11 protein-coding genes are annotated in these 16,144 nt (G+C 72.6%); 5 read left to right on the forward strand and 6 right to left on the reverse strand.

All coding sequences use genetic code 11. The annotated features are described in order from the left end of the window. Nucleotides 1-92: 92 nt before the first annotated feature. A complete protein-coding gene (locus tag EKG83_RS43875; protein WP_033428603.1) occupies nt 93-4,097 on the reverse strand; it encodes a type VII secretion protein EccC in 4,005 nt (1,334 codons plus the stop codon). A 269-nt stretch (nt 4,098-4,366) separates the two neighbouring features. Between EKG83_RS43875 and eccD the strand changes: the two genes are divergently transcribed. Both eccD and mycP read left to right on the forward strand, forming a co-directional pair. Continuing rightward, entirely contained in the window at nt 4,367-5,761 is a 1,395-nt protein-coding gene (eccD, locus tag EKG83_RS43880; protein WP_033428602.1) for a type VII secretion integral membrane protein EccD, read from the forward strand. A 13-nt stretch (nt 5,762-5,774) separates the two neighbouring features. Beyond that, nucleotides 5,775-7,205: a type VII secretion-associated serine protease mycosin gene (gene mycP / locus EKG83_RS43885; RefSeq protein WP_033428601.1), complete on the forward strand. Its 1,431-nt coding sequence runs from the start codon at nt 5,775-5,777 to the stop codon at nt 7,203-7,205. Between the two features lie 59 nt (nt 7,206-7,264). On the opposite strand, the gene EKG83_RS43890 is transcribed toward mycP, so the two are convergent. Genes EKG83_RS43890 through eccB form a run of 3 tightly spaced genes read right to left on the reverse strand, consistent with a single transcriptional unit; the run spans nt 7,265 to nt 10,432 of the window. Next, on the reverse strand, nt 7,265-8,371 hold the full coding sequence (locus EKG83_RS43890) for a WXG100 family type VII secretion target (RefSeq protein ID WP_033428600.1): 1,107 nt from the start codon (nt 8,369-8,371) through the stop codon (nt 7,265-7,267). Next, on the reverse strand, nt 8,371-8,736 hold the full coding sequence (locus EKG83_RS43895; RefSeq protein WP_033428599.1) for a hypothetical protein: 366 nt from the start codon (nt 8,734-8,736) through the stop codon (nt 8,371-8,373). Before EKG83_RS43895 ends, EKG83_RS43890 begins: the two co-directional genes overlap by 1 nt. A gap of 58 nt (nt 8,737-8,794) precedes the next feature. After that, on the reverse strand, nt 8,795-10,432 hold the full coding sequence (gene eccB, locus EKG83_RS43900; protein ID WP_051764676.1) for a type VII secretion protein EccB: 1,638 nt from the start codon (nt 10,430-10,432) through the stop codon (nt 8,795-8,797). A gap of 129 nt (nt 10,433-10,561) precedes the next feature. Between eccB and eccE the strand changes: the two genes are divergently transcribed. The 3 genes from eccE to EKG83_RS43915 all read left to right on the forward strand — a co-directional run bounded on the left by eccE (nt 10,562) and on the right by EKG83_RS43915 (nt 14,441). Further along, the gene (eccE, locus tag EKG83_RS43905) at nt 10,562-11,917 is read left to right on the forward strand and encodes a type VII secretion protein EccE (RefSeq protein ID WP_084716052.1); all 1,356 of its coding nucleotides are present in this window, start codon (nt 10,562-10,564) and stop codon (nt 11,915-11,917) included. 14 nt (nt 11,918-11,931) lie between these two features. Further along, the gene (locus EKG83_RS43910; RefSeq protein WP_033428797.1) at nt 11,932-12,636 is read left to right on the forward strand and encodes a hypothetical protein; all 705 of its coding nucleotides are present in this window, start codon (nt 11,932-11,934) and stop codon (nt 12,634-12,636) included. 245 nt (nt 12,637-12,881) lie between these two features. Beyond that, entirely contained in the window at nt 12,882-14,441 is a 1,560-nt protein-coding gene (locus EKG83_RS43915) for a S8 family peptidase (RefSeq protein WP_033428597.1), read from the forward strand. A 276-nt stretch (nt 14,442-14,717) separates the two neighbouring features. On the opposite strand, the gene truA is transcribed toward EKG83_RS43915, so the two are convergent. Both truA and rplQ read right to left on the reverse strand, forming a co-directional pair. After that, complete coding sequence (gene truA / locus EKG83_RS43920) at nt 14,718-15,506, reverse strand: tRNA pseudouridine(38-40) synthase TruA (RefSeq protein ID WP_033428596.1); 789 nt, start codon at nt 15,504-15,506, stop codon at nt 14,718-14,720. Nucleotides 15,507-15,565: 59 nt separating this feature from the next. Continuing rightward, complete coding sequence (rplQ, locus tag EKG83_RS43925; RefSeq protein ID WP_033428595.1) at nt 15,566-16,141, reverse strand: 50S ribosomal protein L17; 576 nt, start codon at nt 16,139-16,141, stop codon at nt 15,566-15,568. Nucleotides 16,142-16,144: the final 3 nt, after the last annotated feature.

The following is a 16,144-nucleotide window of genomic DNA, read 5'->3' on the forward strand; positions in this document are numbered from 1 at the left end:
CGGTACGACGACAGTCCCCTAACTCCACGAAGGGCCCCACCGGCGAACCGGCGGGGCCCTTCGCGTGCACCGGGGGGCGGCCCCGGCGGCGGTCACTCCGGGTCGATCCAGGCCACCTGGATGCGCTGCTGGCCGTGCTTGCGGGTGACCAGCGTGCCCCGGCCCGGCGGCTGCGGCGAGGGCTTGAGGTTGCCGACGATCGCCCCCTCCTCCTTGGAGCCCGAACCGATCATGATCGGCGCCGCGATCTCCTTGAGCTTGCCCAGGATCGGGTCGTACATGGCGCGCGAGGCGCCACCCATGCGGCGGACCACGACGATGTGCAGGCCGACGTCCTTGGCCTGCGGGATGAACTCGGCCAGCGGCTGGAGCGGGTTCACCCCGCCCTGCGGCGCGACCAGGTCGTAGTCGTCGACCACGACGAACAGCTCCGGGCCCTTCCACCAGGACCGGTTCTTCAACTGCTCCTGGGTCACGTCCGGGCCGGGCAGCCGGCCGGTCATCGAGGTGCGGACGTCCTTGATCATGTCGCCGAGCTGGTTGCCCGACACCGCGTAGGACAGCAGGTGGTCGGTCTCGATGTAGCCGAGCATGGTGCGCCGGTAGTCGACCAGCAGGATCAGCGCCTCGTTGGAGGTGTAGCTGTTCATGATGCCGCGCACGATGGTGCGCAGCATGTTGGTCTTGCCCGACTCGCCGTCGGCCAGCGCCATGAAGTGCGGGTCCGCGTCGAAGTCCAGGTAGACCGGCGCCAGCTCGTCCTCGTTGACGCCCAGCGGCACCAGGTGGCCCCGGTTCGGGTTGGTCTGGTGCACCTGGGTCATCAGCTCGGCGTGCGGCAGCACGTCCGGCAGCAGGCGGACCTGCGGCGCGGGCCTGCCGCGCCAGGAGCCGCGGACCTTGGCGATCATGTCCTGCACACCCGCGGCCACGTTCTCCGCGTCCGACGAGGCGTCGATGCGCGGCAGCGCGGTCAGGAAGTGCAGCTTCTGCGGCGACACACCGCGACCCGGCCGGCCCGCCGGCACGTTGACGGCGACCTTGCGGTCCACCTCGGACTCGCTCGGGTCACCCAGCCGCAGCTCGAACCGGGTGCCCATCAGGTCCTTCATCGCGGGCCGGATCTCCGCCCACCGGTTGGCCGCCACGACCACGTGCACGCCGAACGACAGGCCCTGCGCGGCGAGCGCCTGGACCATCGGCTCCAGCACCTCGAACTCCTGCCGGAAGTTCATCCAGCCGTCGACGACCAGGAACGCGTCGCCGAACTCGTCGTCGCGGATCTCGCCGCGCCGCTTGCGGTTGCGGAACTCGACCATGGAGTCGATGCCCTGGGCGCGGAACCGCTGCTCGCGCTCGGAGATCAACCCGGTCAGCTCGGCCACCATGCGGCGCGCCTTGTCCACGTCGAGCCGGCTGGCGAACCCGCCGACGTGCGGCAGGTTCTCCAGCGCGGCGAGCGTGCCGCCACCGAGGTCGAGGCAGTAGAACTGCACCTCCTCGGGGGTGTGCGTCAACGCCATCGACGTGATCAGGGTCCGCAGCAGCATCGACTTGCCCGACTGCGGGCCGCCCACGAACGCGCCGTGGCCCGCGGCACCGGAGAAGTCGGCCCACAGCAGGTCGCGGCGCTGCTCGAACGGCTTGTCCACCACGCCCAGCGGCACCTGGAGCTTGCCGTTGGCGAAGAACCCGGGCGCGGTCAGGCCGCGGTCCTCGGTCGCCTGCAGCGGCGGCAGCAGGGTGTCCAGCGACGGCGGCTCGTTCAGCGGCGGCAGCCACACCTCGTGCGCGGGCGGGCCCTGGCCCACCAGGCGCCCGACGATGACCTCCAGCTCGCTGGGCTCGTTGGAGTCCTCTTCCTTCTTCTGCTGCACGACCGGCTCGACCGGCCGGATCGGCTCCTTGGGGATCTCGATGTAGTCCGGCACGAAGAAGCGGGGCCGCTTGTCGCTGGTCACCGGGGCGGACGGGCCGCCGACCTGGAGGCCGGCCGGGCGGTACGGGCCGGACACGTACAGCGCCTTGAACCGGGTCAGCGGCGAGCCCTGGACGGCCAGGTAGCCCGAGCCCGGGATGGGCGGCAGCTCGTAGGCGTCCGGCACGCCGATCGCGGCGCGCGACTCGGCGGCGGAGAACGTCTTCAGGCCGATCCGGTAGGACAGGAACGTGTCCAGGCCGCGCAGCTTGCCCTCCTCCAGGCGCTGCGAGGCCAGCAGCATGTGCATCTGGAGCGACCGGCCGACGCGGCCGATCTGGAGGAAGATGTCGATGAAGTCCGGCTTCGCGGTCAGCATCTCGGAGAACTCGTCGATGCAGATGAACAGCGCCGGCAGCGGGTCGAGGTCGGCGCCGTTCTCGCGCGCCTTCTCGTAGTCCCACACGTTCTTGTAGTTGCCCTTGGCCAGGACCTCCTGGCGGCGGGCCACCTCGCCGGCGATGGCGTCCTTCATGCGGTCGACCAGGGTGAGGTCGCCGGACAGGTTGGTGATGACCGCGGCGACGTGCGGCGCCTTGTCCAGGCCGAGGAACGTCGCACCGCCCTTGAAGTCGACCAGGATCATGTTGAGCGAGGTCGACGAGTGCGTGGCCAGCATGCCCAGCACGAGCGTGCGCAGGAACTCGGACTTGCCGGAACCGGTGGCGCCGATGCACAGGCCGTGCGGGCCCATGCCCTCCATCGCCGCTTCCTTGATGTCCAGCTCCACCTGCTGGCCGAACTCGCCGATGCCGAACGGCACGCGGTAGCGGTCGCGCACCGGGCGGGGCCGCCAGGCGCCCTGCACGTCGAAGGTCATCGGGTCGCCGGGGATGCCCAGGAACTCCAGCAGCGGCGGGTTGTTGCTCATCGACAGCGGGTCCTCGTCGCTGCCGCCCGCGTCCACGCCGCCGATCCGGTACGGCGACAGCCGCCGCGCCAGCGCCTCGGCCTCGACCACGCTGAGCCAGTCCGGCGAGCCGAACCACTCCACGCCGCTGGCGCTGCGCGCGCCCAGCTTGCCGTCCTCGATGACCAGCCGCAGGCCGCGGCGCGCGGTCAGGTTGCCCAGCGACTCGGACAGGTCGAGCAGGGTGACGCCGACCAGGCCCTCCTCCAGGATGATCTGCTCTTCCCGGGTCACGTCGCCGTCGTCGATGAGGATCACGACGTGCGGCTGGTCGGCGGGCGGCGGCGCGTTGCGGGTGAACCGCTGCCGGTCGCGCAGCTGCTCGTCCAGCATCTGCTCGACCTCGGTCAGCGAGCCGGCCATCATCCGCATCTGGCCGATGCCGTCGACGATCGCGGGGTGCTGCACGTGCGGCAGCCACTTCATCCACTCCCACTCGGCCTTGGTGCGGCCGGTGGTGACCACGGCGATGAGCAGGTCGTCCGGCGAGTGGAAGGTCGCCATCTGCGCGATCAGCGCGCGGGCCAGGCCGCGCTTCTCCTCGGTGCCGCCGAGCAGGCCGACCGCGGCGAACCCGCGCAGCGCGATCGAGATCGGCAGGTCGGGCACGAGCGAGTGGGCGCGCACGAAGCGGCGCAGCGCCAGCGTCGCGATGGGCTCCAGCTCCTCGACCGGGCCGGTCTGCGGCGGCACCAGCCGGGTGGCCAGGCGCTGCGAGCCGCGGCCCGCGCGCAGGTGGCAGAAGTCGGGGTCGTTCTGCCGGCGCTCCCACATGCGCCGGGTGGTGGCCAGGGACCACAGCGCCTGCGGGTCCGGGTGGACCCACTCGCGCTCGGCGCGCTGCTCGTTCGCCGCCTCGCGGGCGCGGTCGCGCATCTGGCCCAGGTACCGCAGGTAGTCCTTGCGGTCCTCGTTCATCTCGGCCTTCTTCTGGCCCTTGCCACCGCCCATGCCGCCCGCCATCATGCCGATGGTCGAGACCAGCATCATGCCCGGCATGATCATCGCGGCCGGGCTGCGGCCGCTGTAGGTGAACATCAGGACCATCATCCCGACGGAAGACACGATCATGACGACGGGCATCGCCTTCATCATGATGTTGCCGGGAATGACGCGGGGCACCTCGGGCGGCGGTTCGAGGTGGACCTCACCGCCTGGCGGGCGGGGGGCAGCGAGGCGCGCCGTGCGCTTGAACTGCAGCGTGCTCACCTGACAGGCACCTCTTCAAACTCGTTCGTAGACCCTCGACCACGTGCGGGCGCGGCCGGTCGCAACCGACACTATGGCGCATCGGGACAACCCGCGAGAGTGGGTCCGGGAAATAGGCCGTCAAGATGTGTTGCACACGTGTTGTGCGGAACGGCCCTGTCCAGACGCCCGGTGCGGCCATACTTGGGTCCGCCGGAGGGACCGCCGACCGGACCAATAAAGTCGGCTCGACCCGCAGCACACACTGATCAGGACTTGAGGGGGCGCTGGTGGCGACCGGGACCACGGTGTTCAGCCGAGTGACGGTGGTTGCGCCGCGGACGCGCATCGACGTCGCGCTGCCCGCCGACGTGGCGGTGGCCGACCTGCTGCCGATGCTGCTGGACATGGCCAAGGAGGCCACGCCGGACGGCGGCGTGCGGCACGGCGGGTGGGCGCTGGCCAAGCTCGGCGACGGCCCGCTGGACCCCAGCCGCACGCTGGCCTCGCTCGGCGTGGTCGACGGCGAGCTGCTCCAGCTGCGCAAGCGGAACGAGAACCCGCCCCCGCCGCTGTACGACGACGTGGTCGACGCGATCGCGGAGTCCGAGCCGGACAGCTTCCGGCCGTGGACCAAGGACACCGCGCGCAAGTACGGGCACCTGGCGGGCGCGCTGGCGCTGGTCGCCGCCGCGTTCGCGGTGCTGCTGGCCGGCCCGCTGGCGGGTGGCGGCAGCCTGGCGCCCGCCATCAGCGCGGGCGTGGTGGCCATCGCGGCGCTGGCCGCGGGCGCGGTCATCGCCCGCTCCTACAACGCCACCGGCACCGGCGTGCTGATCGCCGCGGCGGGCGGCCTGCCCATGGCGTACGTGGCCGGCCTCTACACCGTGCCCGGCGCGATCGGCCGGCCGAACCTGCTGCTGGCCAGCGTGCTGGTGCTGATCTTCGCCTCGGCGGCGATCCTGCTCATCGGGCGCGGCATCACGGTGTTCATCGCCGCCGCCACCGCGGGCGCGCTCAGCGGCCTGGCCTTCCTCATCGGCATCTTCGTCGACCACCCCGTCGAGGGCATCGCGGCGGCCACCGCGGCGGTCTCCCTGGCGGCGCTGTCGGTGCTGCCGCGGCTGACCATCCAGCTGGCCAAGCTGCCGCTGCCGACCGTGCCGGGCAGCGCCGAGGACCTGAAGGAGGACACCGGCTTCCCGGAGTACTCCGTCATCGAGCGGCGCACGGCCAACGCGCACGAGTACCTGACCGGCATGATCATCGGCTGCGGCGGCATCGCCGCGGTGTTCGGCGTGATCGCCGCCTCCGACGGCACCATCTGGGGCCCGCTGCTGGCGATCGCGGTGACGCTGGTGCTGCTGCTGCGCGGCCGCTCCTACGCCAACGGCGCGCAGGCCGTGGCGCTGCTGGCGAGCGGCATGGTGGCGGGCGCGGGCGTGCTCGTCGGCTGGCTGGTGCAGTCCTCGCCCGGCGACCGGCTGCTGTACGTGTTCGGCGCGCTGGTCCTGGTCGGCGCGGTGGCGCTGGTCCTCGGCGTGATCTTCCCCAACCAGAAGTTCTCGCCGGTGCTGCGCCGCACCGTGGACGTGCTGGAGGCGATCCTGATCGCCGCGGTGCTGCCGCTGGCGCTGGCCGTGATGGACCTGTACGTCACCATGCGCCAGCTCATCCCCGCGTGAGGCGTTGAAGAAGATGCGGATCCGGAAGCTCGCCGCGCTGACCGCGGTGGCCGTCACCCTGGTCACCGCGCCCGGCGCGCACGCCCAGCCGACCACGACCGCCAAGCCGAGCCGGCCGAACTCGCAGCCACCCGCGGTGGACCGGAAGTTCCTGCCCGCGTTCGCCGAGCCCAAGGAGGACGTCGACTACAAGAAGAAGGTCGAGTGCGTCACCTCGGGCACCGGTGACCGCACCATCGAGAACAAGCCGTGGGGCCAGATGCAGCTGCGCCTGGAGGAGGCGCACCGCTTCGCCACCGGCAAGGACGTGAAGCTGGCGATCATCGACACGGGCGTCAACGCCGAGCACCCGCGGCTCAAGGGCCGGGTCATCGCGGGCGGCGACTACGTCGAGACCGCCGAGAAGGGCGCCAAGGACTGCGACGGCCACGGCACCGGGGTGGCGGGCGTCGCCGCGGCCAGCCGGGACGACCGGACCGGCTTCGTCGGCGCCGCGCCCGACGCGCAGGTCATCTCGATCCGGCAGACCAGCAACCGCTACGCGTTCGAGGACAAGGCCAACCCGGCCAACAGCCGGCCCAGCGCGGGCCGGGTCGGCACCCTGGCGCAGGCCATCGTGGCCGCGGTGCGCCAGGGCGCGCAGGTCATCAACATCTCGCTGACCTCGTGCGCGCGACCGCAGGAGCCGAGCACCCAGGAGCGCGAGCTGCAGGCCGCGATCGACTGGGCGGTCAACGACGAGGACGTGGTCGTGGTCACCGCGGCCGGCAACATCGACGCGAACAGCGGCTGCGAGGCGCAGAACGACAACGAGGACACCAACAACGTCAACGTGGTCGCGTCGCCGCCGTGGTACGCCGACAACGTGCTGTCGGTGGCGTCGATCAGCCAGGTCGGCGAGGTGTCGGCGTTCTCGGTGTGGGGCCCGTGGGTCAGCGTGGCCGCGCCCGGCGAGGAGATCACCACCCTCGACCCGGCGGGCCAGGGCCTGACCAACGCCAACGTCGACACGAACGGCCGGACCACCGCGATCCAGGGCACCAGCTTCGCGTCCCCCTACGTGGCGGGCGTGGCGGCGATGGTGCGCGAGCGGTTCCCGGACCTGACCGCGCGCCAGGTGATGGACCGGATCAAGGCCACCGCCCAGCACCCGGGCAACCCGACCGGGCGGGACCGCAAGGTCGGCTTCGGCATGGTCAACCCGGTGGCCGCGCTGACCGCCGAGCTGCCGATGGAGCGGCCGGGCGCCAAGCCCGCGGCCCCCGAGCAGGTCATGACCAGCCTCGACCCGCTGAACCCGCCGGACCGGACGCCGATGGTGGTGGCGCTGTCCGGCACGGGCGCGGGCGTCGGCCTGCTGCTGCTGACGCTGTTCATCGTGCACACCGTCAACCGCAACCGGGCCCGGCGCGCGGCGGTACCGGTAAAAAGATCGGTGCTCTGACCCGCTGACGTGACAAGGGCCGCCCGGATTCCGGGCGGCCCTTCTTCCTGATCCGGTGGCTAGTCCTCGCCGAGGACCGGCGGTGCGCTCTTCTTGGGCTTGCCGAAGACCTGCTCGGTGCTGCCGGCGAGCTGGAACCTCGACTTGTGCTCCTTGTCCCCGCCCTGCTGGCCGCCCGCGCCTGCGCCGGCGCCCATGGGCATCATGCCGCCGCCCACCATGCCGGTGCCCGACGACGTGCCCGAGGGGCCCGCGGGAGCCGCCGCCGCAGCCGCCGGGCGTGCCGCGGGCTCGGTGTAGCCGGGTTCGGAGATGGTCGTCGAACCGCCCTGGCCCAACCGCTCGGGCGCGCCGGCCGGCGAGCCGCCGCCGAGCGGGCCACCACCGACACCGCCACCACCGCCGGGCAGACCACCGCCGCCACCGCCGACACCACCACCGACACCACCACCGACGCCACCACCACCGACTGCCGCCGCGGGCTTGACCTCACCCGGCCTGGGCTCCACCGGCTCGGGCTCCGCGGTCGGGCCGGACTTGACCGGCTCGCTGTAGGTCCAGTTCCGCTCGGGGTAGCGGTGCTCCACCTCGACGCCGCCGAACTCGTCCGAGCCCCCCACGCCCTCGCAGAGCCGGACGAACGCCTCCAGCACGTCACGCACCGCCTCGTACAGCTCCCTGGCCGGGTCGTGCAGCTCGTCCAGGACCTCCACCACGCGCCGGTCGCCGTCCAGCGGCAGGGCCGCCGCGCCGGACACCGCGTCGGCGGCGTCGGCGAACACCCGCGACATGTCCTCCACGATGCCGCGCACGCCCTCGGCGGTCTGGTCCAGCGCCTCGCCCATGGCGTGCATGGCGTCGGACACGTCCTGCCCGGCCAGGCCCACCTGTCGCATGTGGTCGACGAACGAGTCGGCGTCCCTGCCCTGCCACGCCGAGTCGAGCCTGCCCAGCGGCCCGGTCAGGTCGCGCGTCACGTGTTCGAGCACCACGCCGGCCCGGCGCCACCGCCGCGCCTCGTCCTGCAACGCGCTCCACTCGCCCAGCACCGGGGTGAAGTACTCCGCGACCAGGTCGCGCACGCCGAGCCTGCGGCTGATCCCGGACAGGTAGTCCAGCTCCGGCCCCACCTGCGCGGCGAGGTGCCTGCCGTCCCGCTCGCGCATCAGCCCACCCCGTCCAGCCGCCGGTCGGCGGCGCGGAGCAGCGCGATCGCCTCGTCGTCCCGGCTGCCGTAGTGCCCGGCCACCTCGTGCAGCCCGTGCGCGGCGGCGGTCAGCACCTCGCACGCCCGGTCCAGCTGCCCGTTGAGCACGCCCGCGGCCCGCCGGTACGCCTCGGAGCTGCGCAGCGCCCGCCCCACCTCGCCGAAGCCGTGCGGCGGCACGGGCGCCCGGCGCAGCTCGTCGCGCGCCCGGGACAGCTCCTCGGCCGCCTCCTCGACGCGCCGGGCGTACAGCTCGATCCACCGCGGGTCGACCTCGACCCGCCCGGCGCCCGTACCCGCGGACCCGGCCCTGAGTTCGTCCACCAGGCCACCTCCCGCACCCTGTGACGGGGACCGGCGCGCGCCGGTTCCGCCGTCCGGCTCAGCCGCCCTGCTTCTGCTGCTGCTCGGGCAGCAGGCCGATGTCCTTGGGCACCGGGATCGAGTCCCAGCTGCGGGAGGCGTCGGTCCGGTTGAGCTGCGGCCCGTTGGGCAGCAGCCGCAGGATCGACTCGGGACCGGGGGTGAACCCGTTCTGGCCCAGGCCCAGCGCGCCCGCGGTGACCGTGTCGGGGATGCCGTACTTCACCCCGCGGCCGGTGATCAGGTGGATCGGGCCGGTGGCGAAGTCCTGGGTGGACGTGGCGCTGCGCACCACGGCCGCCTTGCCCGGCGCCATCGCGAACTGGCTGACCACCTCGCCGGTCGCGCCGACCTGGTTGATGCTCACCGGCGCGACGTCGCCCGGGATGGGCAGCGACGGCGAGATGGTCACCCTGGTGTGCTGCGACTTGTTGCCCGAGTTGACGTCCTTCGCCTGCCAGCCCAGGCACACGACCCGGTTGTTCTGGTTGGCCTCCAGCACGTCCGGCACCTCGGACGGGTAGTCGGCGAAGTCCAGCACCTCGACCTTCTGCGCGTTGTTGATCCGGGCGATGTCCACCTGCCGCGGCTTCGCGCCCTGCGCGTACTTGGCGCGGATCAGGTCGCCGACCGCCCGGCTGATCTCCTGGAGCCCGTTGCCCAGCGCCACGTAGAACACCGGGTCGTCACCGGTGCGCGCCACCTCGATGACGTCGCCGACCCGCAGGTTCTCGCCGGAGACGTAGGTCACCGGCTGGTCGCGGCCCGTGATCTCGGGCGCCACCAGCGGCTTCGCCTCGGGGATCGCGTTGAGCAGGCCGGAGCTGATCGCCCGCGGCCGCCTGCCGTTGAGGTTCAGCGCGGTGACGACCTCGGCCCGGCTCAGGTCGACCTTGGCCCGCACCGTGGAGGTCGAGGTGATCTTGGAGTTCACCGGCGCCTTGTAGATCAGGTACGCCTGCTTGTCGTCGGTGCCCGCGCGCACCAGCAGGGCCTGGTTGCCGTCCAGCACCTGGTCGCCGCCGCTGTAGCCGGCGAGCACCGTGGTGGTGAACCGGCCCGGCGACGACGGGTCGTTGAGCGATTCGTCGAGGGAGAGCTCGTCGCACACCGACCAGTCCGCGCCGATCCGGTCCGCGGGCGCGGGCAGCACGTCCGGGCCGTCCGGGATGCCGGTGAGCCTGCCCTTGGGCAGCTTGGCCAGCGCCTTCTCGCTCACCAGCTTCGGCTCGCCGCCCGCGACCTGCGGCGCGCCCTGGGTGGCCGAGCCCGCCGGCGCGTCCGAGCCGCTGGCCCCGGCCTGGCTCTTGTCGGGCTGCTGCTGCGCCAGCAGGAGCAGCCGCGCGGAGGCCAGGTTCGTCATCGGGATCAGCGTGCGCGGCTCGCCCTCGCGCACCACGTAGACCTGGCCCGTCTCCTTGGAGATGGCGATCCTCGTCTCACCGTCGACCTGGGGGTCCGGGGAGAAGAACCCGAAGATCAGGAAGCCGATCATGCCGATGATGCCCAGCAGGACACCCACCGCGGTGGCGCGCGAGTGCGTGCGCATGGGGTCGTGCAGCATCACCGCGTCCCGGCGCACCAGGGCGGACTGCATCCGGCGCAGCACGAATCGGTACGCCTGGACCTGTGACTTGGTGGTGGGTGTTGATGCCATTCTCGGCTCGCTGCTCTCCCAGTCGCGGTACGGTCTGCACGATAGCCGGACGGCGGGTGGTTCGGGTGCGGGTTGGTCAGACCCGCCTGGTCCACCCGGCGCACGCCGACGGAAAGAGAACCAGACCGGATGTCCGTCACCACGCCACGACCGGGTACCGCACCACAACCGGGCCCGCCCAACCCTGCCACAGCCCGTGCCCAGGCCGCCGGAAACGCCGTGCGCGCCGCGCTGCTGCGCGCGCGCAGGCGCACCGCGGGCGCCAGCCTCGGCGCGCTGCCGGTCGCCAACCTGGTGGTGCTGGAGGTCGGCGTCGCCGTCGCGCTGGTCCTGTTCGCGATCGGCGCGACCGGGGACGGCGTCGCACCCGTGCCCCTGTACGTCGGCGGCGGTGTGGTGCTGATCGCGCTCATCCTCGCGTTCACCCGCTCCAGGGGCCGCTGGCTGACCCAGTGGCTCGTCCTGGTGGTGCGCTACAGCTTCCGCTCGCACAGCCGCACCGCCAAGCGCACCGGCCCGGTGGAGGCCAAGCCTCCGTCGGAGGAGGAGACCTCGGTCATCGGCCCGGACGACCCGCGGGTGGCGCTGCTGCGGCTGGCCGTGCCGGACCTGGTGATCGCCCGGGGCGCCGACCACGAGCGCCGCCCGCTGGGCCTGGCCTGGCACCAGGGCGCGTGGACCGCGGTGCTGCTGGTCGACCCGGCGCCGGGCCTGATCACGGCCGTGGGCAGCGCGCCGTCGCTGCCGCTGGGCGCGCTGGCGCCCACGCTGGAGGACCGCGGCGTGGTCCTGGACGCCATCTCGGTGATCTGGCACTGCTACCCCGGCAGCGCGGCGCTGCCGGCGAACTCCCCGGCGCTCAACTCCTACCTGGAGGTGCTGGGCCCGCTGCCCGCCGCGGCGCGGCGCACCACGTGGATCGCGGTGCGGCTGGACCCGCGGCGGTGCCAGGCGGCGATCCGGGAGCGCGGCGGCGGCGTCGTGGGCGCCCACCGCGCCCTGATCGGCGCGCTGTCCCGGGTGCGCAACGCGCTGGAGTCCACCGGCGTGGCGATCCGGCCGCTGGACCCCGACGAGCTGATCCGGGCGGGCATCTCCGCCGCCGAGCTGACCTCGGTGGCCGGGTCGAACACCTCGGTGTCGCTGCGGGAGAAGTGGTCCGGGGTGACCGCGGGCGGCGTCGGCCACGCCAGCTACGCGATCACCGGCTGGCCCGCCAAGGGCGTGCGCAACGACCTCAACGCGCTGACCGGCGTGCGGGCGCTGTCGTCCACGCTGTCGCTGACCATCTCGCCGAGCACCGAGCAGGGCCAGGTCGGCCTGCGCGGCATGGTGCGGGTCAGCGCGCGGACGCCGGGCGAGCTGGACCGCGCCGACGACCGGCTCAAGGCGTTGGCGGACAAGCTCGACATCACCCTGACCCCGCTCAACGGCCTCCAGGTCTCCGGCCTGTCGGCCACCCTGCCGCTGGGGGGTGTGGCGTGACCAACCCGAGGCTGATGAACTCGCGCGGCGCCGGCGTGGCACCGGAGTTCCTGGTGTCGCCGCAGATGCTGGACGTGGTGAGCCCGTCGGGCGACCGCGGCGGCATGGTGCTCGGCTCCGGCCTCCAGGGCGAGCCGCTGACCATCTCGGTGCTGCGGTCCGCGCCCACCCGCATGGTGGTCGTGGGCGGGCTGTACCTGGCGCGGCAGATCGCGCTGCGGGCCATGGCGACGGGCGCGTGGATCACCATCGCCACCGGCCGCCCGGCGGCCTGGCAGCCGGTGGTGCGCGCGGCGGGCATGGGCCCCGACGGCCGCCCCTCGCCGCTGGTGCAGCTGCGCCGGCTGAGCCCGGTGGAGCTGCCGCGCCCGTCGGAGGACAGCCCGCTGCTGGTCGTGCACGACGGCGGCCACGTGCCGCAGGAGCTGTTCCCGCCGCGGTCGCCGTGGCAGACCACCATGTACGTGTTGCCGTATTTGCACCCCCAGGCGGCCACCACCGCGAATTCCGCCGACCTGGTGCTGCTCCAGCGGCTGCCGATCGGGCAGGCGCAGCTGGCGTCCCAGATCTGGCGGTTGCCGCCGCAGATGGCGCACCAGCTGACCACCCTGAAGGACGACCAGGTGATCGCCCTCGGTACGAACCTGTGGCGGCCGTTGCGCCTGGTCACCACCCCCGGCGAGCAGCAGATCCTGGGCGCCGTCCGCCGCGGCGACTGAGCGTTGCCGGCTTGGCCGTGCCCCCGGACCCGCGGTCCGGGGGCACATTTGTCGGAACCGGTCCAGGCACTCTTGGAACCAATTCCTTCACACCTCGAAAAATCTGTTGAGGAGTCATTGGTCTCCTGTTTCGGGGAATTTCTTGCGCGGGCACGCGGGGCGAACTAGGAACGAATCACCGTGTTCGGTCGGTAGCGAGGGCAACACCGTCCGAACACATCCCCTGCGAAGAGGAGACCCTGCACATGGGAGAGGTTCGCTCGTCCTGGACCAGGAGGCTGTCCACGGCCGGCCTGGCGACCGGCACCGCGTTCGCGGTCACGGCGGCGCTGAGCACCTTCACCGCGGTGGCGGAGGGCGACATCCGCGGGCTCGGTGCGCCGAACTCGGTCAAAGACAGCTACATCGTCGTGCTCAAGGACGTGGGCACGAGCAGCGTGAGCGCGTTGAGCGACAAGTACCAGGCCAAGGTCAAGCACACCTACACGCACGCGCTGCACGGCTTCTCGGCCACCATGACCGAGGCGCAGGCCCGCAAGCTGGCCGCCGACCCGTCGGTGTCGTACGTGCAGCAGGACGGCGAGGTCACCATCTCCGGCACGCAGGCGCCGACCCCGTCGTGGGGCCTGGACCGCATCGACCAGGCCGCGCTGCCGCTGGACAACTCCTACACCTACCCGAACGAGGGTGAGGGCGTCACCGCCTACATCATCGACACGGGCATCCGGTTCACCCACTCCGACTTCGGCGGGCGCGCCACGTCCGGGCGCGACACCGTGGACAACGACAACGACGCCACCGACTGCAACGGCCACGGCACGCACGTGTCGGGCACGGTCGCGGGCACCTCGTACGGCGTGGCGAAGAAGGCCAAGCTCGTCGGCGTGCGCGTGCTGAACTGCTCGGGCTCCGGCACGTACGCGGGCGTCATCGCCGGCATCGACTGGGTGACCGCCAACGCGATCAAGCCGGCCGTGGCGAACATGTCGCTGGGCGGCGGCGCGGACGCCACGGTCGACCAGGCCGTCCGCAACTCCATCGCCGCGGGCGTCACCTACGCCATCGCCGCGGGCAACAGCAACGGCGCGGACGCCTGCAACTACTCCCCGGCGCGCACCGCGGAGGCGATCACGGTCGGCTCCACCACCAACACCGACGCCCGGTCGTCGTTCTCCAACATCGGCACCTGCGTGGACATCTTCGCGCCGGGCTCGTCGATCACCTCGGCCTGGTACACCAACGACACGGCCACCAACACCATCAGCGGCACCTCGATGGCCACCCCGCACGTGGCCGGCGCGGCGGCGGTCTACCTGGCCGCCAACCCCACCTCCACCCCGCAGCAGGTGCGCGACGCCCTGGTCAACGGCGCGACCAACGGCGTGGTCGGCAGCCCGGGCACCGGTTCGCCGAACAAGCTGCTGAAGGTGGTCGGCGGCACGAGCCAGCCGCCCACGGGCTGCGCGCCGCAGACCAACGCCACCGACGTGGCCGTGCCGGACCTGGGCACCGCGTCCAGCCCGATCACGATCTCCGGCTGCGCCGGCAAGGCGGGTGCCTCGGCCACGGTCGAGGTGCACATCAAGCACACCTACCGCGGTGACCTGGTGATCGACCTGATCACGCCGAGCAACGCGGTCAAGCAGCTGAAGGTGCAGTCCGGTTCGGACAGCGCGGACAACGTCGACGCGACCTACACGGTGAACCTGTCGGCGGAGGACGCCAACGGGACCTGGCAGCTGCGCGTGCGCGACGCGTACAGCCAGGACACCGGCTACATCGACTCCTGGACCCTCGACCTCTGAAGGTCCCGGTAACCCGCGGCCCCCTCACCACCTTCCGCCGGTGAGGGGGCCGCTTCGCGTTTCACCTGGTCAAGTTATGCGGTTGACCGCCGGGACAGCGGCAGGGTGCTGCGGCGACGACCGGCACGCACACCCCCGACGCCTGGCCGGCGGCTCCCGCCCCCGAAGGCGCCCCGCACACCGAACCGGTCTTCGGCCACCTCCGCCAGAGCCCCGCCCACCGGCTCGCCAAGGCCCCGGTCACCGCGGACCTGAACGCCCCGCGGCCGGTAACCCTCAGGCCGGCGCACCGCGCACGTTGCGCGTCACCGCGGCCCGGGCCGCCAGCTCGCCGTCGGCCGGGTAGTCCACCCGCACCAGCGACAGCCCGTGCGCCGGCGCCACCGCGACCTCGCTCGACCGCCCGCTCAGCGACAGCAGCGACGCGGGCCACCCGGCGGGCTTGCGCCCCTCCCCCACCGCCAGCAGCGCGCCCACCAGGCTGCGCACCATCGAGTGGCAGAACGCGTCCGCCGACACGAACGCCGTCAGCAGCTCCCCCTCGCGCACCCACTCCAACCGCTGGAGCTCGCGGATCGTCGTCGCGCCCTCCCGGCGCCGGCAGAACGCGCAGAAGTCGTGCTCGCCCAGCAGCAGCGCCGAGGCGTCGTTCAGCGCCGCCACGTCCAGCGGCCGGGGCCAGGCCAGGGTGTCGAGCCGCCGCAGGGGGTGGGCGCCGTGCGGCGCGTCGGTGACCCGGTACTCGTAGTGGCGCCGCAGGGCGGCGAAGCGGGCGTCGAACTCCGGCGGCACCACCCGCGCGGAGAACACGCGCACGTCCGGCGGCAGGGCCCGCGCCAGCCGCCGGGGCAGGCCGTCGACGTCCACCGACGCCGGCAGGTCGGCGTGCGCGACCTGACCCGAGGCGTGCACGCCCGCGTCGGTGCGACCGGCCACGGTCAGGGCCACGTCGGACCTGAGCACCGTGGACATGGTGTCCTCCAGGACACCGCACACCGTGCGCCTGCCGGGCTGCCGCGCCCAGCCGGAGAAGTCCGTGCCGTCGTAGGCCAGGTCCAGGCGCACGCGAACGAGCCCGTCGCCCCCGGCGGGGGTGACGGGCTCGTCGGCGAAGTGGGAGTCCGTCAGGACTCGTCCTTCTTGGCCTGCGGCTCGGCGGACTCGTCGTCGGCGCCCTCGGCGGGCTCCTCGGTCGCGTCCTTCGTGGCGGACTCGGGCGCCTCGGCGTCCTGGTCCTCCACCTCCTCCGCCTTGACCTCGTCGGTCTCGGTGGCGGCGGCCTTGGGGGCCTCGTCCTTGGCGAACCGGGTCTTGCGGGCCCGCTCCGCCTCGGAGGTGACGGTCTGCTCCGCGACCAGCTCGATCACGGCCATGGGGGCGTTGTCGCCCTTGCGCGGCAGCGTCTTGGTGATGCGGGTGTAACCGCCGGAGCGCGCGGAGAACTGCGGGCCGATCTCGGCGAGCAGCTTGTGCACGACGTCCTTGTCGCGGATCACCTTCATGATCTCGCGGCGGTTGTGCAGGTCGCCGACCTTCGCCTTGGTGATCAGCTTCTCGGCGTACGGGCGCAGCCGCTTCGCCTTCGCCTCCGTGGTCGTGATCCGACCGTGGGTGAACAGGGACGTGGCCAGGTTGGCCAGCATCAGCCGCTCGTGGGCCGGCGAGCCCCCGAGACGGGGTCCCTTAGTCGGGGTGGGCATCGA

It is taken from the genome of Saccharothrix syringae (genome assembly GCF_009498035.1).
GTDB classification, from domain to species: domain Bacteria; phylum Actinomycetota; class Actinomycetes; order Mycobacteriales; family Pseudonocardiaceae; genus Actinosynnema; species Actinosynnema syringae.